This window comes from Acidihalobacter yilgarnensis (assembly GCF_001753245.1).
Lineage (GTDB): Bacteria > Pseudomonadota > Gammaproteobacteria > DSM-5130 > Acidihalobacteraceae > Acidihalobacter > Acidihalobacter yilgarnensis.
In genome coordinates, this window is record NZ_CP017415.1 from 1778529 (window position 1) to 1802565 (window position 24037).

The window sequence follows — 24037 nt, forward strand, 5'->3', positions numbered from 1 at the left end:
TGAAGTGATCCGACTAGGTCCGATCACGGGGAAATCACTGCTGATAGGGGCATCCACAATGCGTATTACCTGTGCCCCTTGCAAATATAGCAAGGTTGAGCGTGCGCATCAAAGCTGGTTGTGTGCTGATATCATGTATTTATGAAAACGACTTCGCAAACCGATTCACCTCGCGTACGCCAAATAGCCGTGGACGAGCAGCACGCAGGCCAGCGCCTGGACAACTTCCTGCTACGCGAACTCAAGGGGGTTTCCAAGAATCTGGTCTATCGTATCGTCAGAAAGGGTGAGGTCAGGATCAACGGTGGCCGGGCCAAGCCCGCGCAGCGATTGGAAGCGGGTGATACGGTGCGCGTACCTCCGATCAACGTGCTGCCGGCTGGCACCGACGCGGCCAGTATTCCCGCGGCTCTGTTGACTCGTATCGAATCCGCGGTTGTACATGAGGACGATGCATTAATCGCCTTAGACAAACCGGCGGGACTCGCCGTGCATGGCGGCAGCGGTCTGCGCTATGGCCTTATCGAGGTGTTGCGGGCGGCACGTCCTAATGCCCCCTTCTTGGAATTGGTCCATCGACTGGATCGCGAAACCAGCGGTTTGCTGCTGATCGCCAAATCACGCGACAGCCTGACACGTCTACACACATTGCTGCGTGGCGAAGGCATGGATAAGCGTTACCTGGCCTTGCTCCACGGCGCCTGGCAGGGCGGCGAACGCCAAGTAGACCTGCCATTGACACGCGAGCAGGGACGGAGCATGGCACGCAATGTCACCGTCAACGACGATGGAAGTGAGGCGCGTAGTCACTTCAAGCCGATTCGCCGATTGTCCAATCACACCTTAATGGAGGTGCGTATCGGCACGGGCCGTACGCATCAGATTCGCGTGCATGCTGCCCATATTGGACACTCCGTTGCGGGCGATGGTCGCTACGGGGATTTCACTGCCGACAGAGCCGAGCGGGCCGTCGGCCTCAAACGCCAGTTTTTGCATGCGGCAGAGTTGCGATTTCAGATGCCTGTCACCGGCCAGCGGTACCATTTCAGGATACCCCTACCGCCTGACCTTCAGGCTTGCCTGGATCGACTGGAGACATCATGAACCGGAAATTTTCCTTGCTGGTGTTCGACTGGGACGGCACCTTGATGGACTCGGAGGCTCGGATCGTGGCCAGTATGCAGACCGCCATGCGCGCACTCGATCTGAACCCGTTGCCGGCTACCGACATCCGCCGAATTATCGGTCTGGGCATTCGTGAAGCGGTGCGCAGCTTGTACGCCGAGGCAGATGAGCATTTTATCTCTCGATTTGCCGATGCTTACCGAGAGGCTTTTCTGCAGGGAGAGGGCATCAGCCAGCGCCTATTTCCAGGCGTACACGATGTCCTGAGCGAACTCGAAGCCACGGGTTATCTGCTTGCCGTGGCCACGGGAAAGGGCAGGGCAGGCCTAGATCGCGGCTTGTGCGAAACCGGCCTGACTCCACGCTTTCACGCAACGCGTTGCGCCGATGAAAGTTTTTCCAAGCCCCATCCGGCCATGATCGAGGCCTTGATGCGCGTTTGCGGCGTTATGCCGGAACATACCTTGATGATCGGAGACACGACCTTCGATCTGGAGATGGCGCGCAATGCTGGTGTGGCCTCGGTGGGCGTGAGTTACGGGGTTCACTCCGTATCGGATTTGCGCGCACTTGACCCGTTGGTGATTCTGGATTGCATCAGCGCGCTACCCTCGTGGCTACAATCCAATCATCGCGGAACTGAAACCGCAAAAATCGCCTGATCGGGTTAATTAGCGTGGGATTCAATGCAGCATCCGGCGATCTCGCTCGCTGCTGTTTGAGGGTTCCCATGGGTTTGGCTGGTGGATGCTGTTAAGCGGCCGGGATGTGCATCCCGGCCGCGCGCAACATTTCGCACAAGCGTATCAGTGGCAATCCGATCAGAGCACTGGGGTCGTCACCACGCATGCGTTTCAGTAGTGCGACACCTAAACCTTCGGATTTGACGCTGCCGGCACAGTCATAGGGTTGTTCGATTTCTAGATAACGTTCGATTTCCAGCGTATCCAGTTCGCGGAACACAATGTCGTAGCTCACCACGTCGTTCCAGGCCACGCCAGTGGCCGCATCCAGCAGGCACAAACCCGTATGGACTTCAATCTGGCGACCAGAGGCTGCTTGCAATTGTGCCCGGGCAGCCTCATGTGTGCCCGGTTTGCCGATGATGGAATCGCCCAATACCACACACTGGTCTGAGCCGATCAGCAATGCCTCTGGAAACCGTTCACGCAGCGCGGTGGCCTTGCTCTCGGAGAGCCTCCTGACCATGGCCTGCGGGGTTTCCGCCTTCCTTGGGGTTTCATCGATGTCTGGCGAAATCGCCTCGAAGGGTAGTTGGAGACGACTCAACAGCTCGCGCCGATAGGGGGATGAAGAGGCCAGCACCAGCTGTCGATTCATGGTGCGATTTCGATAAGGGTCTCGTCAGGATTGACACTCTCGCCCTTAGCCACGTAGACCGCCTGGACCGTGCCGCCGATCGCGGCCTGGATCTCGGTTTCCATCTTCATGGCCTCGATGATGAGCAGCGGATCGCCGGCCTTGACGTTTTGCCCGGCCTCTACCAGTACCTCGATCACCGTACCCGGCATGGTGGTCGAGATTTGGCCTGGGCGTGTGGCCCGCGGTCGTTTGCTGCCACCTGCAGTGCTACGGTGAGTTGATTCACCGTTCTCGCTGTCCAGGGCAACTTCGTCGAGGACCTCGAGCATGATTTCCTCGGGGATGCCGTCAACGGTGACGTAGAAGGGGCGTATTGCGTCACGCCGATGGCCACTGCCGGTGACCTTGATGTGATAGGTTTCACCATGAAGGGTCGCATTGAATTCCAGCGGCGCGGTGCGTGGCGTGGCCTCGGCTTGGGCGGGGACGAGGGGTTGAAGCACTTCAGGTTGTAATGTCGACTCGGCGCGCTGCCTGAGAAATTCCGCGCCGATCTCGGGGAACATGGCTACCGTCAGCACATCCTCCTCGCTACGAGAGAACTCTCCGGCTTCCTGGCGCAGACGATCCATTTCCGGGGGGAGTAGGTCGGCGGGGCGCTGGGTGATGGTTTCCTGGTTGCCGATCGCCTGGCGGCGCACCACCGGGTTGACCCGGCCCGGCGCACGACCGTAGCGGCCCTGGAAGTACATTTTCACCTCATTGGTGATGGTCTTGTAGCGCTCTCCGGTGATGACGTTCAGTACGGCCTGTGTACCGACGATCTGAGAGCTGGGTGTAACCAAAGGCGGATAACCGAGATCTTCGCGCACACGTGGTATTTCGGCGAGCACGGCGCTGAAGCGATCGATGGCCCCCTGTTCGCGAAGCTGGTTGACTAAGTTGGAGATCATGCCGCCGGGTAGCTGGCTGCTGAGCACGCGGGTGTCAACACCCGTGAATTCACTTTCGTACTGATGGTATTTTTTACGTACTTCGCGAAAGTAGAAGCCAATTTCCTGAATCAAGCCTAGATCTAAACCGGTATCGTAGGGTGTGTTCGCCAGCGCCGCGACCATCGCCTCGGTGGGGGCGTGACTGGTCCCTCCGGCAAATGCCGAGATGGCCGTATCGATGTGTCGACAACCGTTTTCTATGGCCATCAAATGACACATCTCCGATTGTCCGGAAGTGGCGTGTGTATGCAAATGAATCGGGCAATCAACCGCGTTCGTGAGGGCAGCGAAGAGTTCGGCGGTGTTGTAGGGCGTCAACAGCCCGGCCATATCCTTGACGACTAGGCTGTCACAGCCCATTTTGCGCAACTGCTTGGCTTGGCGCACGAACTGTTCGATGGTATGGACCGGGCTTTGCGTATATGAAATGGCACCTTGGGCATGCTTGTTTGCGTGCTTGACCGCTTCAATCGCGGTTTTTAGGTTGCGTAGATCATTGAGTGCATCAAAGATACGGAATACGTCGATGCCGTTGCCAGCCGCGCTGGCCACGAAGGCGCGCACGACATCGTCGGAGTAATGGCGATAGCCCAGTAGGTTCTGCCCACGCAGCAGCATCTGTAGGCGTGTTTTCGGTAAGGCCTCGCGCAGTTTGCGCAGACGCTCCCAGGGATCTTCCTTGAGGAAGCGTAAGCAGGCGTCAAAGGTGGCGCCACCCCAGACCTCAAGTGACCAGTAGCCCGCTCGATCTAGCCGTTCGCAGGCAGGGAGCATATCTTCGGTGCGCAGGCGCGTGGCAATCAGGCTTTGATGCGCATCCCGGAGAATGGTGTCGGTGATGTGTACCTGCGTCATGGTTCGTCCTGCCTGGTCATAGGCCGCGATGCGCGGCGAGCGTGGCGGCGATGGCAGCGGCCATTTCGCGCGATGAGCGCTTGAGTGAATAATCGGTTAATTCGGGATGCGCCTCGACGAATCCGGTATCGAAATGACCCTCGATGAATGCCGACGTACCGAGTATCTGCAGATGGTAGGGGATCGTGGTCTTGACTCCGTATACGCCAATGTCGTGCAGGGCGCGTCGCCCGCGTCGCAGCAGACCATCCCAGTCCGGCGCCCAGACCACCAGCTTAGCGAGCATGGAATCATAATGCGGCGGAATGTAGTAACCGGTGTAGATCGCCCCATCGGTACGCACGCCTGGCCCTCCCGGTGCGAAATAACGGGTGATGCGACCGAAACTTGGCAGGAAGTCGTTTTGCGGATCTTCGGCATTGATGCGGAATTCGATGGCGAAGCCGTTGCGCGCGATGTCTTGCTGCGCGTACGGCAACGGCAGGCCGGCGGCAACATTGATCTGTGCCTGCACCAGGTCGATACCTGTAATCATTTCAGTGACAGGGTGCTCGACCTGTAGACGCGTATTCATTTCCATGAAATAAAAACTGCCGTCTTGGTCCAGCAAGAATTCCACGGTTCCCGCATTGGTATAACCGACGGCCTGAGCGGCACGTACGGCGAGTTCACCGATAAGCTCTCGCTGCGCATCGCTCAGCTGTGGTGAAGGTGCGATTTCCAGTAATTTTTGATGGCGTCGCTGGATCGAACAATCGCGTTCGAACAGGTGTACGACATTGCCATGCGCGTCAGCCAGGATCTGGACTTCGATATGGCGTGGGTTGACGACCGCCTTTTCCATGAAAATTTCGGCCGATCCGAAGGCCTTGGTCGCTTCTGAAAGGACGCGATCATAATTGCGCTGCAAGTCGTCCGGAGTGTCGCAACGCCGTATACCGCGCCCGCCACCCCCGGTCGTGGCCTTGAGCATGACCGGATATCCGATTTCGTCCGCCAAGACGACCGCTTCATCGAGACCGCTTAGATTCCCTTCGCTGCCAGGCACTACGGGAACGCCGGCGGCGATCATCGCGGCACGGGCTGCCAGTTTATCTCCCATGCGTTCGATGACCGCCGCAGTGGGGCCGATGAATATGACCCCGCGAGCCTCGCACTGGCGTGCGAACCCGGCATTTTCGGAAAGAAATCCATACCCAGGGTGAATCGCGTCGCAACCGGAGGCTCGAGCCAGATTCACCATGCGATGTATGCTGAGATAGCCTGCCTGGCTGTCGGGTCCTATGTAATAGGACTCGTCGGCCTTCTTCACATGCAGGGCGTGCCGGTCCGCGTCCGTGTATACCGCGACCGAGGTAATGCCGAGTTCGGCGCACGCACGGATAATGCGCACAGCGATCTCGCCACGATTGGCAATGAGTATTTTTTTGATCATGGCGATATTATGGTCGCTGCGTGGTCGCTCGGCGGCAATCTGCGAAGGCACCGAGCCGAAGTATCCCAGCATGCCTTCTGTTGGGCAACCATGGAAAGGCATGCTGCGTCATGGGCTTTGACACACGCCCCATAAAGTCATTAAAATTGCCGGCTTATGTCCGACAAGCTGCCTCAACGTATTGATCCCTTTAGGGCGGCAGAGCAGGGCCGGGAGTTGCGAGGGCGGGTACCCATCGGGCAAATGCCCAGGCTGCTCGCCGCGACTGTCTCCGCTGCCGATGACGGTATCGAGGTGGGGTTTCGCTTTGTGCGGGACGAGGCACAGCGACCGTTTGTCGAGCTGGATTGCCGTGCAATACTGACCCTGCGCTGCGAACGGTGCCTAGGGCGTGTGGATTTTACGCTTGAGTTGAGGCAGCGGCTTGCGCTGGTCGGTGCATCGCCTGGTTTGGATGAGATGGATGAAGACACCCTGTCCGTGGATGAGGATGGGCTGTTTTTGAGGGATCTGCTGGAAGACGAAATACTGCTTGGCCTACCGTTGATCCCGCGCCATACCGCCCTGACGGAGTGTGATCAGGAAAATATTGCCTGGCTTGCCAGGTCAGAGTTTGACGAGACGCCAACCCCCAAGCGGGCGGCCAATCCGTTCGACGTTTTGCGAACATTGAAAGACTAAAATACTGGAGATATCACAATGGCTGTCCAACAAGGCCGAACCACCCCGTCCCGCCGTGGCATGCGTCGCTCGCACGATGCGCTCAAGTCCCCCACGCTTTCCGTCGATCCGACTACCGGCGAGACCCACCGCCGTCATCACATCACCCCGGATGGTTTCTACCGCGGTCGCCAGGTAATCAAGCCGGCAGCTGTCTCCGAGGAATAAGCGTTAAAAATTGATCCGCTTTGCCGGTATGACATGAGGTGCCGCACGTGTTGCGGCGCCGGAGGCTTGCATGACGCGTATCATCACGATCGCCCTGGACGCCATGGGTGGCGACATCGGGCCCTCCGTGACGGTTCCTGCCGCCGTCGAGTCGGTCCGCGAACATAATGATCTGAACCTGATACTGGTCGGCGACGAGCAAGTCATTCGCGCCGAACTTTCGCGTCTGGGTACAAGCGAAAGCGAGCGCATGAGCGTCTTGCATACGACACAAACCGTCGGCATGGACGAACCCCCCGCTCAGGCGCTGCGCGGGAAGAAGGATTCATCCATGCGTGTTTCGATCAATCTGGTCAAGGACGGCCGCGCTCAGGCTTGTGTCAGCGGCGGGAATACTGGCGCGCTTATGGCGACCGCCAAATATGTACTCAAGACACTGCCTGGCATCGACCGCCCGGCTATTTGCACCACCATTCCCGCGATCAAGGGGCACACCTACGTCCTGGATCTCGGCGCCAACGTCGATTGTTCGGCCGAGCAGTTGTATCAGTTTGCCGTGATGGGTTCGGTGTTGGTCAGTGCGGTCGACAATCAGGCGAAACCCCGTGTTGGCCTGCTTAACATTGGCCAGGAAGACATCAAAGGCAATGACCAAGTTCGCGGCGCTGCGCAGCTACTTGAAGGCAGCGATCTCAATTACATAGGCTTCGTGGAAGGGACCGATATCTTCCTCGGCGAAGTCGATGTCGTGGTCTGCGATGGTTTTGCCGGCAACGTTGCACTCAAGACCATGGAAGGCACCTCCAAGACCATTGCGTACTTTCTGCGGGAGGAATTCAGCCGATCCTGGCTGACACGCCTCGCTGCACTCTGTGCATCGCCAGTCCTGAGCGCACTCAAACGCCGTATCGACCCACGCAAATACAACGGCGCGAGCTTCCTGGGCCTGGGCGGGATCGTGGTGAAGAGCCACGGTTCATCGGATGCCGTAGCTCTGCGCACAGCCATCGAAGTTGCGCGGCTCGAGGTTGAAAAGGCCGTGCCCGAACGCATCGACAGTCAGCTCGAGGCGCTGCTGTCAAGGCGCACAAGCGTATGACGATCTACGCACGCATTACCGGCACCGGAGGCTATCTGCCGGAACAGGTGCTGACCAATCATGATCTTGAGCGCATGGTGGAAACCTCGGATGAATGGATTACCGAGCGCACCGGCATCAAGAAGCGACACATTGCGGCGGAAGGAGAGGCAACCTGCGATCTGGCAGAAGCCGCCTCGCGGCATGCGCTGGAAATGGCCGGGCGCCGTCCAGAAGATATCGACCTGATCGTGGTTGCGACCACAACACCGGATCGTATCTTTCCGAGTACCGCGTGCCTGTTGCAGGCCAGACTCGGTGTGCCAGGAGGCAGCCCTGCCTTCGACATTCAGGCCGTATGCACGGGTTTTGTCTACGCCCTTAGCGTTGCTGATAAATTTATTCGTTCCGGGAGCGCGCGATGCGCCTTGGTCGTGGGCGCCGAAACTTTTTCGCGCATACTCGACTGGACCGACCGTTCTACCTGCGTACTGTTCGGCGACGGGGCAGGGGCGGTGGTGCTTGAGGCCAGCGACGAGGCGGGTATCCTGTCTACGCACTTACACGCTGATGGGCGTTATGAGTCCTTACTCAACGTACCTTATGGTGTATCCGAGGGACATGAGCATCTGGAGGCGGGCGAAGCCAAGGTCAAGATGCGCGGCAACGAAGTTTTCAAGATCGCGGTCAACACCTTGGGGCGTATCGTCGACGAGACCTTGGCCGCCAATGGTCTGAGCAAATCCGACGTCGACTGGCTCGTTCCACACCAAGCCAACATCCGCATCATCAAGGCCACCGCGCGTAAGCTCAGCATGCCCATGGAGCGCGTAGTAGTCACAGTTGATCAGCATGGCAATACCTCCGCGGCCTCGGTGCCCTTGGCGCTTGACGTCGCCGTACGTGATGGCCGTATACAGCGTGGTGAAATGGTTTTGATGGAGGCATTTGGCGGTGGGTTTACCTGGGGTTCTGCGATCCTGAAATTCTGAAACCCGGACAAGACCGCACCCCTTGCAAAAGGAGCGACTCCGGCCTTCGCCCCAAGGAGAACGTGATATGGCCACCGAAATCGAGCGTAAGTTTCTGGTGCTCTCTGATACGTGGCGTGCTCATGTCACCCGCGCCACACGCTACCGTCAGGGTTACCTCGGGCCCGCCGAGACGAGTTCGGTACGCGTTCGCGTATCGGACACCAACGCGTACTTGAATATCAAGGGCGCTACGGTTGGCGTAACGCGCCTAGAATACGAATACCCTATCCCGAGTGCCGATGCGCATGAAATGCTTGATCGCCTCTGCCGTAAGCCCTTGATCGAGAAGACGCGTCATCTCGTTGATCATGCGGGCCATTGCTGGGAAATCGATGTGTTCGAAGGTGACAATGCGGGGCTGATTGTCGCTGAGATTGAACTCAAGGCGGAAGACGAACTCTTCGTACGTCCTGACTGGTTGGGCAAGGAGGTTTCGGATGATACCCGATACTACAACGTCAGCCTTGTCACCCAGCCCTATAAGACGTGGGGAGATGCACCCACGAAATCCTCATGAGCGTAAAGGCTTTCGATCCTGCTTGTCGGCGTTGCGATCGTCTCGCCGGCTTCCTTGACAAGGTCAAGGAACGTCACCCGGAGTATCACTGCGCGCCCGTCGCTCCTTTCGGGCCTCGCCGCGCACGTCTGCTCATCGTCGGTCTGGCGCCTGGCATGCACGGCGCCAATGCCAGCGGCAGGCCATTTACGGGGGACTATGCCGGCATACTCCTGTATCGCACGCTGCATCGCTACGGATTCTCTAATCTCGAGGTGGTCAGCGGTCGCGGTGATGGATTGCTCTTGCATGACTGCCGAATTACTAACGCAGTCAAATGCTTGCCTCCCGAAAACAAGCCTACCGGACCCGAAGTTGCTGCTTGCAATCCATACTTGGCGGCTGAATTTCGAGCCATGCCATCAGGATCCATTGTGCTCGCACTGGGCGGCATCGCCCATAAAGCGACGATCCGCGCTTACGGCCTCAAACAGACGGATTACCCTTTTGCGCATGCGGCCGAATATGATCTGCCCGATGAGCGGCGCCTCCTGGCCTCCTACCACTGCAGCCGCTACAACACTCAAACCAAGCGGTTGACCGAATCGATGTTTGACGCCGTAGTGCGACGCGCACGCGATTATCTCGATGGATAGGACCGAGCCCGCGCCCTTCGATTCTGCCGGATTTCTCAAAAACCTGACCCATCGGCCAGGCGTCTATCGGATGTTGGGCGTCGATCAGGAATTGCTCTATGTCGGCAAGGCCAAGGATCTCAAGAAACGCGTCACAAGCTATTTCCGCAATCGTCTATCGAGTCCACGCATACGTGCGATGGTGGCGCAGATTCAGAGTATGGAAGTCACGGTTACGCATACCGAGGCCGAGGCGCTATTACTGGAAAACAACCTCATCAAGGCGCATCACCCGCGTTACAACGTCTTGTTGCGTGATGATAAGAGTTACCCCTATATATTTGTTTCACAAGGAAATGGATATCCGAGAATCGGGTTTCATCGGGGCCCGAGGAAGTCCCTGGGACGTTATTTCGGGCCATATCCTTCGGCACAAGCCGTGCGCGAGACACTGAGTACCCTGCAGCGACTTTTCCGCGTGCGCCAATGCGAAGACAGCTTCTTTGCCAACCGTTCACGTCCGTGCCTGCAATACCAAATTAAGCGCTGTACCGCACCGTGCGTCGGCTTCATTGAGCCCATGGATTACCAAGGCGATATTGCTCGTGCGATACAGTTTCTGGAGGGTCGATCGAGTGATTTGATCAATGAGCTGGTTGGCGAGATGGAGCAGGCTTCAGCGGTTCTGGCATTCGAACGCGCCGCACGATATCGCGACCAGATCGACACGCTCAGACAGATCAGCGAGCGTCAGTATGTTAGCTCAGATAATGGTGGAGATATTGATCTCGTTGCCTTGGCTCGTGCCGGCGATAATGCCTGTGTCCAGGTGTTTTGTATTCGCGGAGGGCGGAATCTGGGTAACAAGGCGCTATATCCGAAAATACCCGCCGATATTGAAGCCGCTGAAGCCATTCAGGCCTTTCTGGAACAGTATTATCTTGATCGCGATACCCCCGCCGAAATCATCGTGACGCCACCGCCCAGCGAGGCCGATATCCTGGCTGAAGTGCTCTCGGCACAAGTATCGCGCCGCGTCGTCATCACGAGCGCCGTGCGCGGTCAACGAGCGCGTTGGCTTTCGCTTGCAGCGCAAAACGCCGAGCAGGCATTGCACGCGCGTCAAGCGGGACGAGCCAATGTGACCCACAGACTGGAGGCGCTGCAAGCAGTCCTCGCTCTGGATCAGGCGCCTGCTCGCATAGAGTGCTTCGACATTAGCCACACGCGCGGCGAGGCTGCAGTTGCCTCATGTGTGGTATTTGGCACCGAGGGAGCGGTCAAGTCCGATTATCGGCGTTTCAATATCGAAGGGATCACGCCTGGCGATGATTATGCCGCGATGCACCAAGCGCTCACGCGGCGATATTCACGACTCAAATCTAGTGACGGTGCGATGCCGGATGTCCTGCTCATCGATGGTGGACGAGGACAGGTGCACGAGGCCGAACGGGTGTTGGAGGAACTTCAGATCAACGATGTCGTGATCGTCGGGATAACCAAGGGCGAGGGGCGCAGACCCGAGTTCGACACGCTGACCTTGAGTCGACATGGCCCGCCCGTTAGACTGCCTTCGCATCATTTGGCGCTGCATCTTGTGCAGCAAATCAGGGATGAGGCGCATCGGTTTGCAATTAGCGGCCATCGCCAGCGCCGCACAAAGGCGCGCACAACGTCTCCATTGCAGTCGATTCCGGGGCTTGGCCCCAAACGCCGCCAGCAGGTCTTGATGCACTTCGGCGGCCTGCGCGGCATTGCCCGCGCGGGCATTGAAGAACTGGCCAAGGCGCCAGGCATCAGTCGACGGTTGGCTGAACAGATATATGAACATTTTCATGGCGATGCCGGATGATCCTCAACATACCTATCATGCTGACGCTGTTGCGGATTGCCCTGATCCCAGTGTTTATATTGGTGTTTTATATGCCTTGGCACTGGGCTCCCCCACTGAGCGCGCTGATCTTCACGCTGGCGGGGATCACGGACTGGGCAGACGGGTATCTTGCTCGCCGATGGGACCAGACATCGCGCTTCGGCGCATTTCTGGACCCGGTAGCGGACAAGCTGATGGTGACCTCTGCCTTGGTCATGCTCGTTGAGCAGTACACCTCCCCCTGGCTGACAATCCCGGCCATCGTGATCATTGGTCGTGAGATTACCGTTTCCGCCTTGCGTGAATGGATGGCCGAAGTCGGGGAGCGCCGTAAGGTGGCCGTCGCCTTTGTTGGGAAGCTCAAAACCGCGACTCAGATGGCCGCACTGGTATTTCTGTTATATCAATGGCCTTTGTTCGGCATCGACATGCGCCAGCTTGGACTGATTCTGATCTACGTTGCTGCCTTCTTCACCCTTGTCTCGATGTTTAAGTACCTGTCGGTTGCCTTCCGTTCCTGAAATTATCAGCGCGTTGCTTCGTTGGTTTCAGTCAAGGGCGTTGACGGTTTCGTATGAATGACATATAAATGCGGCCCCGCCGTAGATTGGCTGCTTTAAAAGCGATCTCTGGCGGAGTTTGCCGGGAGTGAGAAACCTGGTTGACATAAAAATACCGGGCCGATAGGATTGTCGCCCTTCGCGGGAATAGCTCAGTTGGTAGAGCACAACCTTGCCAAGGTTGGGGTCGCGAGTTCGAGTCTCGTTTCCCGCTCCAGATTCTCTCAAAACCCCGGCGCTGCCGGGGTTTTTCGTGTCGGCGCCGATGATGCTATCATCCGGCGCAACCCAAAGGCTGGGTGGCAGAGTGGTCATGCAGCGGCCTGCAAAGCCGTGTACGCCGGTTCGATTCCGACCCCAGCCTCCAATCCTTAGAAGTATGTATATGCCGGCCCGGATGGCGAAACTGGTAGACGCAGGGGACTTAAAATCCCCCGGCTTAGGCCTTGCCGGTTCGAGTCCGGCTCCGGGCACCATCCCGTACCGGCTTGTACATCGATCCCTATCGCGAGGGCACTAGGATGGGCCTAGGCCAAGTCATGCTGGATATTGAGGGCACGACGCTGACCTCCGAGGCGCGTACTTGTCTGCTGCACCCACGCACCGGTGGCGTGATCCTGTTCACGCGCAATTTCGAATCCGTCGACCAGCTCTGCGCGCTGACCGCCGAGATCCATGCGTTGCGCGACCCGCATCTGTTGATCGCAGTCGATCACGAAGGCGGGCGAGTACAGCGGTTTCGCGATGGCTTCACGCGCTTACCCCCTGCCGCGTCCTTTGGGGGCATCTTTGACCTGAATCGAACACAAGGCTTACACCTGGCGGAACAGGCTGGCTGGCTGATGGCGGCCGAGCTGCGCGCGGCTGGCGTGGATTTCAGTTTCGCCCCGGTGCTCGATCTGGCACATGGAGTGAGTGGCGTGATCGGAGATCGTGCCTTCCACCGTCAACCCGCCGCCGTTACAGCATTGGCACAGGCCTATATTCGCGGCATGCGGCATGCTGGAATGCCGGCCGTGGGCAAGCACTTCCCGGGCACGGCGGCGTACGTGAGGACTCACATCTCACTCTGCCTGTGGACACGCGCGAGTTGCTGGAAATCGAGACACACGACCTACGCCCGTTTGCCCAATTGGCGGATGGGGCGTTGGCCGGCATCATGCCGGCGCACGTCCAGTACAGCCAGGTGGATGCGACGCCTGCCGGGTTTTCCAAGTTTTGGTTGCAGGAAATGTTGCGAGGGAAGCTCGGCTTTACGGGCGCTATTTTTAGCGATGACCTGAGCATGGTCGGTGCCGAATTTGCGGGAAATTATGCCTCTCGGGCCCGAGTTGCGCTGGAGGCCGGTTGTGACATGTTGCTGGTCTGCAATCATCCGAGGGTGCAATCGAAGTTCTCAACGCACTTGAGACGCGTGAGCCGGATCCGGTTGTCCAGGTGCGTTTGGCGCGCATGCATGGGCAGGGCGCGTCGATGGGATTCGCGCAGCTGCACGCACGCGCAGAGTGGCATGCGGCTGTTACGGCATTGGCTGCATTGGCCGCCACCCCGTCGCCGGAACTCAATGTCTGATCCACTGACGGGGACCCAGGAGGGGGAGCATGGATTGGAGTGAAATTTTGCATGCCGTATCGTCTTTCATGCAGCGTCATGATACGGCCGATTGGATGGTGCAGGTCTTTCTGGTCATTTTTGTGGCTGTCGCCGTGAATGCAATCGCGGGTAGATTGTTGGAACGGCTCGGTCGGGAAACGACCAAGACGCGCAATGTTTGGGACGATGCACTGGTCAACGCAGCTCGGCGTCCATTGCGGCTGATTATCTGGGTCATCGGCATCGGTTTCGCCGGCGACATCATCCTGCACGACACTGGCGCCACGTTGTTTACCGCGGTCAATCCGCTGCGCACGGTCGGTGTGATCGGTTCTCTGGTCTGGTTCGTGGTGCGTTTCGTGCGTGAACTAGAAGAAAACCTGGTGGCGCAGCGTCAGGCACGTGGCGAACCGGTGGACTTGACCACGGCCAAGGCAATCGGGCGTCTGGTGCGTGCCTCGGTGCTCATCACCGGCGCCTTGATCGCATTGCAAAGCCTTGGATTCAGTATTTCTGGCGTATTAGCCTTTGGCGGCATCGGCGGGATCGCCATCGGTTTTGCCGCACGCGATATTCTGGCCAATTTCTTAGGTGGATTGATGTTGTACCTTGACCGTCCCTTTGCGGTAGGGGACTGGGTCAGTTCACCGGATCGTGACATCGAAGGTACTGTGGAGGATATCGGCTGGCGTCTGACGCGCATCCGTCGCTTCGATAAACGTCCTGTATATGTACCAAATTCGTTGTTCGCCAACATGGCCGTGGTGAATCCCTCACGCATGAGCCATCGCCGTATCTACGAAACCATCGGTATCCGCTACGATGACCTTGCCGCAATGGGGCCGATCGTGGCGGCAGTGGATTCAATGCTTCGCGGGCGCGACGATATCGACACGACGCAAACCCTGATGGTCTATTTCACCGCCTTCAATCAATCCTCCTGCGATTTCATGGTCTATTGCTTCACGCGGACCACCGTCTGGGCCGAGTATCTGGCTGCCAAGCAGGACGTGCTGCTCTGCGTTGCCGAAATCGTAAACGCGCATGGTGCAGAGATCGCCTTTCCGACAAGAACCTTGCACATCGCCGCGCCGACACCGACGGCTGCACTCGAGGAAATGCTTTCTTGAAGCGCCTCCGCATCGGCCTGGCTCTTGGCAGTGGCTCGGCTCGCGGCTGGGCCCATATCGGCGTCATCCGTGCGCTCAAGGCGCGCGGTATCGAGCCCGACGTGGTCACCGGCACCTCGATTGGCGCCTTGGTCGGTGCTGCCTATGTCACCGAGACACTCGATCCTTTCAGCCAATGGGTTGAACGCCTGAGCTGGCGTGAAATGGTTAGCCTGCTGGACGTGCGCTTCAATGGCGGCCTCATTGATGGTGAAAGACTGCTTGATGCACTGGAATCGTTGATCCCGGAACGGGATATCATGTCCTGCGGCATTCCTTATGGTGCGGTCGCCACCGACCTGACCAGCGGCAATGAGGTCTGGCTCCGCGATGGGTCCATTCTCGCTGCGATACGCGCGTCCATTGCCTTGCCGGGTCTGTTTTCGCCAACACAGCTTGACGGCCGCTGGTTGGTTGACGGCGGACTGGTCAATCCCGTGCCGGTGTCATTGTGTCGAGCCTTAGGAGCGGATCTGGTCATTGCGGTCGACCTCAACTCCGACCTCTTGCGCCGACACGACATCCCGGACCCGCAGGCACCCGACCCGGCACCGCGGGAGGCTGTCATCGAAGACGGGGCGCTACTCGGCGGCCCATGGATGCGCTGGTTGACACGACTCGTGCGTCGTCAAGGTGGCGACAAGCGTCGTGACGTGGAGTGGCCGTCTATCCTCGAGGTTGTGGCGCGCAGCTTGAATATCATGTCAGTACGGATCACTCGCAGTCGCATGGCCGGCGACCCGCCAGATCTGTTGCTAATGCCCAGGCTTGCACATATCGGCCTGATGGAGTTCCATCGCGCGGAGGAAGCCATCGGCGCAGGGCGCGACGAGGTTGAGCGCATCGGTGCGGAACTCGACGCGATACTGGGTCGTCGGCCTGGCAACTGAAACGACGCATCTTCGACCGGACACCCGGGAAATATTAGAAAGTGCTAAAGGTGGCAAACCCCAAGGCGCATGCCTATAATGCCGCCTCCTTTATGATGCACTATGGAGTGATCCCATGGCTGACAAGCTGTTGATCGTGATGGTGAACACCGACCCCGCCAACCCGTCTGAGCTGGGCGCGCCGTTTTTCCAGGCCACCGTGGCCGCAGCGATGGAATATGAAGTCGAGGTGATCCTGACTGCCCGCGCTGGTGAGCTGGCCATAAAGGGTGTTGCAGAAAAGCTGTACGTTCAAGAAGGCAGCGAAAAGTCGGTATACGACTTCATCAAGGATGCACATGAAGCCGGTGTATCGTTCAAGGTCTGCACTCCGACCCTGGATCTGTGGGGCAACGATCTGATCCCGGAAATCGAGGAAACCGTTGGCGGCGCCTACGTGATCAGCGAGGCGATGGACGACGACACCGTCACCTTCACTTATTAAAGGAGACAACGATGGGCGGCACTGCCTCTGACGAACGGACCGTGCCGTCCGTTGAGCCGGGTCCAAAAGATGCGGCCCGCATTTTACGCGAAGCTGATTGCTTGCACACCACGGCAGAAGTGGAACAGGCGATCAACGCGTTAGCGGCTTCAGTGAGTCAGGCCTATGGCTCACTGAACCCGTTGTTGTTGGTGGTGATGACCGGCGGCTTCGTGTTTGCTGGCCAACTGCTTACCCGATTGAATTTCCCCCTTCAGGTCGATTACCTGCATGCCACCCGCTACCGCAGCGGCACACAGGGGCATGAGGTCGAGTGGCGTGTACACCCCAAAATCCCCCTCGAAGGGCGCCATGTTCTGGTGATCGATGACATTCTCGATGAAGGACATACCTTGCACGCTGTGCTTGGAAACTGCCGTGCCGCCGGTGCGAAGAGCGTCAAGACCGCCGTCTTGGTCGAGAAACACCATGATCGCAAGTTCCTGGATATCCAGGCAGATTTTGCGGGTCTGGCGGTAGCGGATCGCTATGTCTTCGGTTATGGCCTCGATTATCACGAATATCTGCGCAACGCGCCCGGTATCTATGCGGTTGTCGAAGACGAGGGCGGGACCGGGGCATCTTCGGCATGAGTGAGATCGCGATCATCGGTGGTACCGGACTGACGCGACTCGGCAGTCTTGAAATTGCTCGCCGCGAGGTGATCCACACACCGTACGGCGAACCTTCCGGCCCTGTGACACACGGTCATTTGTTCGGACGGGATGTTGCCTTCATTCCGCGGCACGGACCCGGACATACCATCCCACCGCATCAGGTCAATTACCGAGCAAACCTTTGGGCATTGCAACATATCGGCGTAAGCCGGGTGATCGCAGTGGCCGCGGTAGGTGGTATCGGCGATGAGATGTTTCCCGCCCGGCTCGTCATCCCGGATCAGATCATCGACTATACCTGGTCGCGGGCGCATACCTTTTACGAGGGTAATCTCAAACAAGTCACGCACGTGGACTTTACCGAGCCCTACAGCCCTGATCTCCGCCAAGCCATGATCCAAGCCTGCATCGCGGTCGGAATCGATGCTGTCGGTCACGGCACCTATGGCGCTACCCAGGGCCCGCGGCTGGAATCGACCGCCGAAATCAACCGGCTGGCGCGTGACGGCTGCGACCTCGTCGGTATGACCGGCATGCCCGAGGCAGGGTTAGCCAGGGAACTCGGTCTCTCCTACGCCACCTGCGCGGTGGTGGCCAACTGGGCGGCCGGACGAGGCGAGGGTGAGATCACCATGGATGAAGTCGGTCGTAATCTTGATGCTGGCATGCGCGATGTTGCCCGCATGCTTGAAGCTCTGATGCCGCGTCTTTAAGAGCTGACCTCCGGCAAAGGGTGCATTATTTGCCTTTTAATCTGCCAAAGCCTTCAACGATATCACTCGGATGAACCATTGATGCCCGCCACGCGCGCATCGGTGGTATTTCCCGGTCGCCACGTATCCACGCATAGCGATGAATCGAATACCCAGGGCGCACCCGGTCCCGGTTGCGTGCAGTGGATATCGAGCAGCGCGGCAAACGCTCGACGCCGGATCGGGCGCGCACCAAAGCTTTCCAGATGCGCGGTGTCCTGCTGGCAATCGATGAAGGGAAACCCCCAGGTGTCGAGTTGACAGGCGAGCGAGGCCAACGCGATTTTGGAGGCATCGCGTACCCGGCTGAACATGGATTCCCCAAAGAAAACTCGTCCGATCGAAACGCCATAAAGTCCCCCGATGAGCGTGCCGTCTGCTGTACGCACCTCAACCGAGTGCGCATGTCCGAGTTGATGCAATTGCATGTACGCTTGTTGCATCTCGGCGGTGATCCAAGTGCCGCGCGAGGCGCCACGAGGCGCCGCACAGGCTTGTATGACGGCTGAGAAGTCCGTGTCCAACGTGACGCGATAATCACCATTACGCAGCGTCTTTCTAAGGCTTCTGTGTAACCTGAAATGCTTCAGAAACAGGACCGTGCGCGGCTCTGGCGACCACCACAGAATTGGCTGGCTGGCTTCGTACCAAGGGAAAATTCCATGGCGATAGGCATTGAGAAGGCGCTCTGGTTCCAGTCCGCCACCGACTGCGAGTAGTCCATCCGGCTCGGTCAATGCCTGATCGAGCGATGGGAAGGGTTGTCCAGGATCACCGGGGTCCAGCCAGGCAAGCTGGGTCACGCGGCCGGACCTTCGTCTTCACGAAAGGGTGATAGGCTCATCAACGATTCGCATTCGCGTTCCATGGCAAGCTGTTCCCGCCGGCAAAAAACCTCGATATGCGGCCGGAATCCGGAATCGGCAATCCAATGGGCAGACCAGGTCCGTGTCGGCAAAAAACCTCTGGCGATTTTGTGTTCGCCTTGTGCGCCTGGTTCGAAGTGCTGAAGACCCTCGGCGATGCAGTAGTCGATTCCTTGGTAATAACAGGCCTCGAAGTGCAGGTCCTCGATTGTTTTGCGACAGCCCCAGTAACGCCCGTACAGTGTGTCTGCGCCTCGAAAATTAACCGCGCCGGCGACCCATTCGCCTTCATGTTTAGCCATCACCAGCACGAAGCGAGACCCAAGTGAGCGCGCAATTTTTTGGAAAAAGTCGAGACTGAGCGTGGGCACACCCATGTGTCGTTCGAAGGTATTCAGATAGAAGTCATGGAAGATCGCGATCAACGCATCATCTAGCATATCTCCATGCATTACATGTAAGGAGACACCCTGTTCGATAACGCGGCGGCGTTCACGCTTGATTTTTTTGCGTTTTCGCGAGCTGAAGGTGGCGAGAAAATCGTCGAAATCACGGTAACTACGATTTTCCCAATGGTATTGACACCCTAGGCGACGCATCAATCCATGCTCACACAAGCGGTCTGTCTCCCCCGGTGGGGTAAATAGCCAGTGCACACCGGATAGCTCATTGCGACGTGCGAACTCCAACGTCTGCGTGATCATGAGGTCGATCAAGGCTGTTGGCTCGGCGATATCCGGGGAGACGAGCAGGCGGCGGCCCGTTGCTGGCGTATAGGGCACAGCAGCGACGAGCTTGGGGTAATAGGGCAATCCACTGCGTTCATAGGCCCCAGCCCAGGCCCAGTCGAAAACGAATTCGCCGTAGGAATTGGTCTTTGCATACAGTGGCGTCGCCGCTACCAGTCGCCCGTCGTCATGGACCAGCAAGTGATGGGGATGCCAGCCGTAAGGCTGCAGGCACTCGGTTGTTTCGAGGGCATGCAAAAAGGCGTGACTCAGGAATGGATCCCGATCACCCCCCAATGCGTCCCAAGTTTGAGGTTCGATATCCCCCAGGCTTTGATGGATGCTGACTTCGAGTGCCACGCGCCCGCCGTCTGCTCAGCTTTGAGACTTGAGGTGTGCGAGTCGATCGAGATAACGTTCCGCATCCAATGCCGCCATGCAACCGGTGCCGGCCGAGGTGATCGCCTGCCGGTAGACGTGATCCATGACGTCGCCGGCGGCGAAGACGCCCGCTACGCTGGTAGCAGTCGCCTCGCCGTCTAGCCCCGACTTAACCTTGATATAGCCATTATTCATGTCAAGCTGGCCCTCGAACAGACTCGTATTCGGCTGGTGACCGATGGCGATGAACACGCCCATGGTTTCGATATCCTCCGAGGTGCCGTCCTCGGTGTTTTTCAGACGTAGACCGGTCACGCCGCTGCTGTCGCCCAGTACTTCGTCGATCTCGCGGTGCCAGAGCAAGCGAACATTGCCGTTTCGGGCCTTTTCAAACAGATGATCCTGCATGATTTTCTCGGCACGCAGGCTGTCGCGGCGGTGGATCAGCGTCACCTCTGAGGCGATATTGGATAGGTACAGTGCTTCTTCAACCGCGGTATTGCCGCCACCAACGACTGCAACCTTCTGATTGCGGTAAAAAAAACCGTCACAGGTCGCACATGCCGACACGCCCTTGCCCTTGAAACTTTCCTCGGAGGGTAACCCGATGTACTTGGCCGAGGCGCCGGTGGCGATGATCAGCGCGTTGCAGGTGTAGATACCGGAGTCGCCGATCAGTGTATAGGGCTGGGTATCCAATTTGACGGTATGGATGTGGTCGAACACCGATTCCGTACCGAAACGCTCGGCGTGCATGCGCATGCGCTCCATCAGATCGGGACCCTGCACGCCTTCATTATCGCCGGGCCAGTTGTCCACGTCGGTCGTGGTCATCAGCTGGCCGCCTTGCTCAAGTCCTGTGATCAATAGTGGTTGCAAATTCGCGCGCGCGGCGTAGACCGCAGCGGTATAACCGGCCGGGCCGGATCCTAGGATCAGTAGGCGGCTGTGACGAGGATCGCTCATGTATAATCCTTGCGTGGTCGAATGGGTGTATGCCGGATCATCAAAGGGTGGGGGCGATGTTCTCGGCTTTCAATCGCGCGGATGGTAGCGTGAAACCGCAAGTGCGGGCAAAGCGTGTCTGGCTTGAGGCTCTGACCGCGGTCGCCGACACATGTGGCCCATGATTGAAATCAAATATCTGATCTATCAAACTGATAGATCAGATATTTAATGCGGGATGTGATGACCTTGGCCGAATCCACCACTCAAAAGCGCGGCTGGCTGCGCGCGCTTAATGTCAGCCGTACACGCGGCCTGCGCGAGGGTGCGTTGTTCGTGTTCGGTGCGGCAGGCCTGTATCTGCTACTCGCGCTGCTCAGTTATCACATGGGCGACCCGGGATGGTCGCAGACTGGCACGGGCCGACCGGTCGCAAACCTGGCTGGGCGTGCAGGGGCTTGGTTCGCCGATTTTTTCCTGTATTTCGTCGGCTATATGGCTTACCTCGCGCCGTTAATGGTGATTTACAGCGGTTACCTGATTTTCCGGGGCCGGCCGAGCGACGGTGAATTTGATCCGATTGCCTTTGGACTTCGCTGGTTGGGATTCGCGGTTACCGTCGTCTCCGGTTGCGGCCTCTCTACTCAGCATTTCGCACCGGGTTATTTGCCACTGGATGCCGGCGGTGTGCTCGGCGACCTCGTGAACGCGCAACTTTCACCGGCCGTCGGCAAACTCGGCTCTACCTTGATGTTGCTCGGCGTCTTTCTCGCCGGCGTAACCCTTTCCACGGGTCTATCCTGGTTGCGTCTCATGGATCTGACCGGGCGCCTCGCCGTGACCATCGGTCGTATCACCACGCGATCGTTAGCTGCCTGGCGCGAACGCCGCGCGGTCAATCGCGCACGGCAAACACGCGAAGCCGTGGTCAAGGTCAAGACGATCAAACGGGCGCAATTGCCTAAGCCGAAGATCGAACCCAAACTGATCAAGCCGCAGATCAGTGAACGCGTCGAACGCGAACGCCAGATCCAACTCTTCGATGCAGCTACGGAAGGAGGATTGCCTTCACTCGCACTACTCGACCCGCCGCAGATATCGGATGCCGGTTTTTCGGAGGACGCGCTGGCCGCGATGTCCCGTCTGGTTGAACTCAAACTCGCGGACTTTGGTATCGAGGTGGCAGTGGTCGCGGTACACCCAGGCCCTGTGATTACGCGCTTCGAGCTACAGCCGGCAGCTGGCATCAAGGTCAGTCGAATTACCAATCTAGCCAAGGATCTGGCACGCGCATTGGCGGTGGTCAGCGTGCGTATAGTCGAGGTCATTCCAGGCAAATCCGTGATCGGCCTTGAAATACCCAACGAGCATCGCGAAGTTGTCGCACTCTCCGAAATGCTTCGGTCCAAGGCCTACGACGATTCAAAGTCACCACTGACGCTCGCTCTAGGCAAGGACATCGCCGGTATACCCGTGGTGGCCGACCTGGCTCGCATGCCGCATCTGCTGGTGGCGGGTACGACGGGTTCTGGCAAGTCCGTGGCGGTCAATGCTATGTTGCTGAGTCTGCTCTACAAGGCTCCGGCGCGCGACGTACGCATGATCCTGATCGACCCCAAGATGCTGGAGCTGAGTGTCTATGACGACATCCCGCACCTGTTGACTCCCGTCGTAACCGACATGAAGGATGCGGCCAACGCGTTGCGCTGGTGCGTGGCGGAAATGGAACGTCGCTACAAGCTGATGTCCATGCTCGGTGTGCGTAATCTGGCCGGTTTCAACCGCAAGGTGGAGGAGGCGGCCGAGCAGGGGCAGCCGATCGTCGATCCGATGTATAACGCAGCAGCGGCCTTCGACCCCGAGGCACCGCCGCCTACGCTGGAGACGCTGCCCTACATCGTAGTCGTCGTCGATGAATTTGCCGATATGATCATGGTCGTCGGCAAGAAGGTTGAAGAACTGATTGCACGACTGGCGCAAAAAGCGCGGGCCGCGGGCATACACTTGATTCTGGCGACGCAACGGCCTTCCGTGGATGTGATTACCGGCCTGATCAAGGCCAACATTCCGACACGCGTCGCCTTTCAGGTTTCTTCGCGTATCGATTCGCGCACGATTTTGGATCAGATGGGTGCCGAACAGCTGCTGGGCTACGGCGACATGCTCTACCTGCCACCTGGGCGCGCACTGCCGGATCGTATCCATGGGGCCTTCGTGGCCGATCAAGAGGTTCATCGGGTTGTTGAGGCACTCAAGCGCATCGGGCGTCCCAATTATGTTGAATCCATCGTGAATGAACCGCTCCCAGGCGAGGGTATTCCGGGGCTTGATCCTGCCGGCGAAGACGGCCGCGAAACCGATGTCCTCTACGACCAGGCGGTTGCCATCGTCACCGAGTCGCGCAAGGCCTCGATTTCATACATACAACGACGCCTGAAGATCGGTTACAACCGGGCAGCACGCATGATCGAGGACATGGAGGCTGCGGGCATCGTTAGCGCGGTGCAATCCAACGGCAATCGTGAAGTCATCGCGGGTCCGCCACCCGAGCTTTAAACACCCATCAGATAGGCATGAGATGTAAGATAGTCCTCGCCGCGCGCGTCGCGATCCCCGCTCAGTTCACCATCCCGGAGTCCACCCATGTTGCCCCGAATATTGCGGCTATTGCTGTTGTCATACGGTCTGTTCGGCTGGATGCCGGCCCATGCCGACGCCATCGCCAAGCTGGAACATTTTTTTCAACAAACGCATAGTCTCAAGGGACAGTTCGAGCAACGTGTCTACGAGACTAAGGGGCCGTTGCTGCGCACGACCTCGGGGACATTCGAGCTAGCGAGGCCGAATCAATTCAACTGGGCCTATCTCAAACCCCGTGAACAGTTGATCGTGTCGAATGGCAAAAAAATGTGGATTTACGACAAGGACCTTGCGCAGGTAACCGTTACGCCGGTTGCCAAGCAACTCGGACAGGCGCCCATCATGTTGCTTGGCGGAGGCACCCCCCTGAGCGAAAGCTTCAAGCTGAGCGACGACGGTTCTCGCGACAACCTTTCCTGGGTCGAACTGATCCCCAAACAACAACACAATGCACAATTCAACCGCATTCTGCTGGGTCTCAGCGGCGGGCTAGTGCGTCAGATGATTCTGTATGATCAGTTCGGTCATCGGACCGTGATCAACCTTAGCGCCCTCCAACTCGATCCGAACCTGCCAACTTCCGATTTCAACTTCACCGCGCCGCCTGGCGTCGATGTCGTTGATGGCATGTAATCC

Annotated in this window: 23 protein-coding genes, 3 tRNA genes and 1 pseudogene; 21 read left to right on the forward strand and 6 right to left on the reverse strand. The window is 58.2% G+C overall.

The window, feature by feature from the left end; genetic code table 11:
* Positions 1–141 precede the first annotated feature (141 nt).
* On the forward strand, positions 142–1104 hold the full coding sequence (locus BI364_RS08450) for an RluA family pseudouridine synthase (RefSeq protein WP_070078367.1): 963 nt from the start codon (positions 142–144) through the stop codon (positions 1102–1104).
* On the forward strand, positions 1101–1787 hold the full coding sequence (locus tag BI364_RS08455) for an HAD-IA family hydrolase (protein ID WP_070078368.1): 687 nt from the start codon (positions 1101–1103) through the stop codon (positions 1785–1787). The genes BI364_RS08450 and BI364_RS08455 overlap by 4 nt, the downstream gene beginning before the upstream one ends.
* A gap of 91 nt (positions 1788–1878) precedes the next feature.
* Here BI364_RS08455 and BI364_RS08460 read toward each other — a convergent pair whose 3' ends face one another.
* The 3 genes from BI364_RS08460 to BI364_RS08470 are packed head-to-tail and all read right to left on the reverse strand — an operon-like array spanning position 1879 to position 5733.
* Positions 1879–2466 carry a Maf family protein gene (locus BI364_RS08460; protein WP_070078369.1) on the reverse strand — a complete coding sequence of 196 codons (588 nt, stop codon included), beginning with the start codon at positions 2464–2466 and terminating at the stop codon, positions 1879–1881.
* On the reverse strand, positions 2463–4298 hold the full coding sequence (oadA, locus tag BI364_RS08465) for a sodium-extruding oxaloacetate decarboxylase subunit alpha (protein ID WP_070078370.1): 1836 nt from the start codon (positions 4296–4298) through the stop codon (positions 2463–2465). The genes BI364_RS08460 and oadA overlap by 4 nt, the downstream gene beginning before the upstream one ends.
* Positions 4299–4314: 16 nt before the next feature.
* Positions 4315–5733: an acetyl-CoA carboxylase biotin carboxylase subunit gene (locus BI364_RS08470; protein WP_070079975.1), complete on the reverse strand. Its 1419-nt coding sequence runs from the start codon at positions 5731–5733 to the stop codon at positions 4315–4317.
* Between the two features lie 156 nt (positions 5734–5889).
* Here BI364_RS08470 and BI364_RS08475 point away from each other — a divergent pair, with 156 nt between their 5' ends.
* The 17 genes and pseudogenes from BI364_RS08475 to BI364_RS08555 all read left to right on the forward strand — a co-directional run bounded on the left by BI364_RS08475 (position 5890) and on the right by BI364_RS08555 (position 17802).
* On the forward strand, positions 5890–6414 hold the full coding sequence (locus tag BI364_RS08475) for a YceD family protein (protein ID WP_070078371.1): 525 nt from the start codon (positions 5890–5892) through the stop codon (positions 6412–6414).
* An 18-nt stretch (positions 6415–6432) separates the two neighbouring features.
* On the forward strand, positions 6433–6621 hold the full coding sequence (rpmF, locus tag BI364_RS08480; protein WP_070078372.1) for a 50S ribosomal protein L32: 189 nt from the start codon (positions 6433–6435) through the stop codon (positions 6619–6621).
* Between the two features lie 70 nt (positions 6622–6691).
* Positions 6692–7720 (forward strand): phosphate acyltransferase PlsX, encoded by a 1029-nt coding sequence (plsX, locus tag BI364_RS08485; protein ID WP_070078373.1) that lies wholly within the window; start codon positions 6692–6694, stop codon positions 7718–7720.
* Positions 7717–8691: a beta-ketoacyl-ACP synthase III gene (locus tag BI364_RS08490; protein WP_070078374.1), complete on the forward strand. Its 975-nt coding sequence runs from the start codon at positions 7717–7719 to the stop codon at positions 8689–8691. The genes plsX and BI364_RS08490 overlap by 4 nt, the downstream gene beginning before the upstream one ends.
* Before the next feature lie 67 nt (positions 8692–8758).
* Entirely contained in the window at positions 8759–9250 is a 492-nt protein-coding gene (locus BI364_RS08495) for a CYTH domain-containing protein (RefSeq protein ID WP_070078375.1), read from the forward strand.
* On the forward strand, positions 9247–9885 hold the full coding sequence (locus BI364_RS08500) for a uracil-DNA glycosylase (RefSeq protein ID WP_070078376.1): 639 nt from the start codon (positions 9247–9249) through the stop codon (positions 9883–9885). The genes BI364_RS08495 and BI364_RS08500 overlap by 4 nt, the downstream gene beginning before the upstream one ends.
* Positions 9878–11716 carry an excinuclease ABC subunit UvrC gene (gene uvrC, locus BI364_RS08505; RefSeq protein WP_070078377.1) on the forward strand — a complete coding sequence of 613 codons (1839 nt, stop codon included), beginning with the start codon at positions 9878–9880 and terminating at the stop codon, positions 11714–11716. Before BI364_RS08500 ends, uvrC begins: the two co-directional genes overlap by 8 nt.
* A complete protein-coding gene (pgsA, locus tag BI364_RS08510) occupies positions 11713–12258 on the forward strand; it encodes a CDP-diacylglycerol--glycerol-3-phosphate 3-phosphatidyltransferase (RefSeq protein ID WP_070078378.1) in 546 nt (181 codons plus the stop codon). Before uvrC ends, pgsA begins: the two co-directional genes overlap by 4 nt.
* Positions 12259–12438: 180 nt before the next feature.
* Positions 12439–12514: transfer RNA gene (locus BI364_RS08515), tRNA-Gly, on the forward strand.
* Between the two features lie 76 nt (positions 12515–12590).
* Positions 12591–12664: transfer RNA gene (locus BI364_RS08520), tRNA-Cys, on the forward strand.
* A gap of 24 nt (positions 12665–12688) precedes the next feature.
* Positions 12689–12773, forward strand: a tRNA-Leu gene (locus tag BI364_RS08525).
* Between the two features lie 45 nt (positions 12774–12818).
* Positions 12819–13869: pseudogene (gene nagZ, locus BI364_RS08530) on the forward strand (beta-N-acetylhexosaminidase).
* Between the two features lie 29 nt (positions 13870–13898).
* On the forward strand, positions 13899–15020 hold the full coding sequence (locus tag BI364_RS08535; protein ID WP_083251268.1) for a mechanosensitive ion channel family protein: 1122 nt from the start codon (positions 13899–13901) through the stop codon (positions 15018–15020).
* Entirely contained in the window at positions 15017–15949 is a 933-nt protein-coding gene (rssA, locus tag BI364_RS08540) for a patatin-like phospholipase RssA (RefSeq protein ID WP_070078379.1), read from the forward strand. The genes BI364_RS08535 and rssA overlap by 4 nt, the downstream gene beginning before the upstream one ends.
* Positions 15950–16064: 115 nt before the next feature.
* Positions 16065–16433 carry a DsrE/DsrF/DrsH-like family protein gene (locus BI364_RS08545; RefSeq protein WP_070078380.1) on the forward strand — a complete coding sequence of 123 codons (369 nt, stop codon included), beginning with the start codon at positions 16065–16067 and terminating at the stop codon, positions 16431–16433.
* Positions 16434–16444: 11 nt separating this feature from the next.
* A complete protein-coding gene (locus BI364_RS08550) occupies positions 16445–17065 on the forward strand; it encodes a hypoxanthine-guanine phosphoribosyltransferase (protein WP_083251269.1) in 621 nt (206 codons plus the stop codon).
* The gene (locus BI364_RS08555) at positions 17062–17802 is read left to right on the forward strand and encodes an S-methyl-5'-thioinosine phosphorylase (protein ID WP_070078381.1); all 741 of its coding nucleotides are present in this window, start codon (positions 17062–17064) and stop codon (positions 17800–17802) included. Before BI364_RS08550 ends, BI364_RS08555 begins: the two co-directional genes overlap by 4 nt.
* Positions 17803–17864: 62 nt before the next feature.
* Here the strand turns inward: BI364_RS08555 and aat are convergent, their stop codons facing one another.
* The 3 genes from aat to trxB are packed head-to-tail and all read right to left on the reverse strand — an operon-like array spanning position 17865 to position 20782.
* Positions 17865–18644 carry a leucyl/phenylalanyl-tRNA--protein transferase gene (gene aat / locus BI364_RS08560; protein ID WP_070078382.1) on the reverse strand — a complete coding sequence of 260 codons (780 nt, stop codon included), beginning with the start codon at positions 18642–18644 and terminating at the stop codon, positions 17865–17867.
* On the reverse strand, positions 18641–19795 hold the full coding sequence (locus tag BI364_RS08565; RefSeq protein WP_070078383.1) for a GNAT family N-acetyltransferase: 1155 nt from the start codon (positions 19793–19795) through the stop codon (positions 18641–18643). The genes aat and BI364_RS08565 overlap by 4 nt, the downstream gene beginning before the upstream one ends.
* A 15-nt stretch (positions 19796–19810) precedes the next feature.
* Positions 19811–20782, reverse strand: coding sequence for a thioredoxin-disulfide reductase (gene trxB, locus BI364_RS08570; RefSeq protein WP_070078384.1), 972 nt, complete (start codon positions 20780–20782; stop codon positions 19811–19813).
* A gap of 210 nt (positions 20783–20992) precedes the next feature.
* Here trxB and BI364_RS08575 point away from each other — a divergent pair, with 210 nt between their 5' ends.
* Together BI364_RS08575 and lolA are read left to right on the forward strand one after the other, a co-directional pair.
* On the forward strand, positions 20993–23317 hold the full coding sequence (locus tag BI364_RS08575; RefSeq protein ID WP_233279468.1) for a DNA translocase FtsK: 2325 nt from the start codon (positions 20993–20995) through the stop codon (positions 23315–23317).
* 87 nt (positions 23318–23404) lie between these two features.
* Positions 23405–24034 carry an outer membrane lipoprotein chaperone LolA gene (gene lolA, locus BI364_RS08580; RefSeq protein ID WP_083251270.1) on the forward strand — a complete coding sequence of 210 codons (630 nt, stop codon included), beginning with the start codon at positions 23405–23407 and terminating at the stop codon, positions 24032–24034.
* The last annotated feature ends 3 nt before the right edge of the window (positions 24035–24037 follow it).

Bases quoted from the DNA above. Each gene is read 5' to 3' on its own strand.
- BI364_RS08450 (WP_070078367.1), top strand. From the start codon at position 142: ATGAAAACGACTTCGCAAACCGATTCACCTCGCGTACGCCAAATAGCC.
- BI364_RS08455 (WP_070078368.1), top strand. From the start codon at position 1,101: ATGAACCGGAAATTTTCCTTGCTGGTGTTCGACTGGGACGGCACCTTG.
- BI364_RS08460 (WP_070078369.1), bottom strand. From the start codon at position 2,466: ATGAATCGACAGCTGGTGCTGGCCTCTTCATCCCCCTATCGGCGCGAG.
- oadA (WP_070078370.1), bottom strand. From the start codon at position 4,298: ATGACGCAGGTACACATCACCGACACCATTCTCCGGGATGCGCATCAA.
- BI364_RS08470 (WP_070079975.1), bottom strand. From the start codon at position 5,733: ATGATCAAAAAAATACTCATTGCCAATCGTGGCGAGATCGCTGTGCGC.
- BI364_RS08475 (WP_070078371.1), top strand. From the start codon at position 5,890: ATGTCCGACAAGCTGCCTCAACGTATTGATCCCTTTAGGGCGGCAGAG.
- rpmF (WP_070078372.1), top strand. From the start codon at position 6,433: ATGGCTGTCCAACAAGGCCGAACCACCCCGTCCCGCCGTGGCATGCGT.
- plsX (WP_070078373.1), top strand. From the start codon at position 6,692: ATGACGCGTATCATCACGATCGCCCTGGACGCCATGGGTGGCGACATC.
- BI364_RS08490 (WP_070078374.1), top strand. From the start codon at position 7,717: ATGACGATCTACGCACGCATTACCGGCACCGGAGGCTATCTGCCGGAA.
- BI364_RS08495 (WP_070078375.1), top strand. From the start codon at position 8,759: ATGGCCACCGAAATCGAGCGTAAGTTTCTGGTGCTCTCTGATACGTGG.
- BI364_RS08500 (WP_070078376.1), top strand. From the start codon at position 9,247: ATGAGCGTAAAGGCTTTCGATCCTGCTTGTCGGCGTTGCGATCGTCTC.
- uvrC (WP_070078377.1), top strand. From the start codon at position 9,878: ATGGATAGGACCGAGCCCGCGCCCTTCGATTCTGCCGGATTTCTCAAA.
- pgsA (WP_070078378.1), top strand. From the start codon at position 11,713: ATGATCCTCAACATACCTATCATGCTGACGCTGTTGCGGATTGCCCTG.
- BI364_RS08535 (WP_083251268.1), top strand. From the start codon at position 13,899: ATGGATTGGAGTGAAATTTTGCATGCCGTATCGTCTTTCATGCAGCGT.
- BI364_RS08545 (WP_070078380.1), top strand. From the start codon at position 16,065: ATGGCTGACAAGCTGTTGATCGTGATGGTGAACACCGACCCCGCCAAC.
- BI364_RS08550 (WP_083251269.1), top strand. From the start codon at position 16,445: ATGGGCGGCACTGCCTCTGACGAACGGACCGTGCCGTCCGTTGAGCCG.
- BI364_RS08555 (WP_070078381.1), top strand. From the start codon at position 17,062: ATGAGTGAGATCGCGATCATCGGTGGTACCGGACTGACGCGACTCGGC.
- trxB (WP_070078384.1), bottom strand. From the start codon at position 20,782: ATGAGCGATCCTCGTCACAGCCGCCTACTGATCCTAGGATCCGGCCCG.
- BI364_RS08575 (WP_233279468.1), top strand. From the start codon at position 20,993: ATGCGGGATGTGATGACCTTGGCCGAATCCACCACTCAAAAGCGCGGC.
- lolA (WP_083251270.1), top strand. From the start codon at position 23,405: ATGTTGCCCCGAATATTGCGGCTATTGCTGTTGTCATACGGTCTGTTC.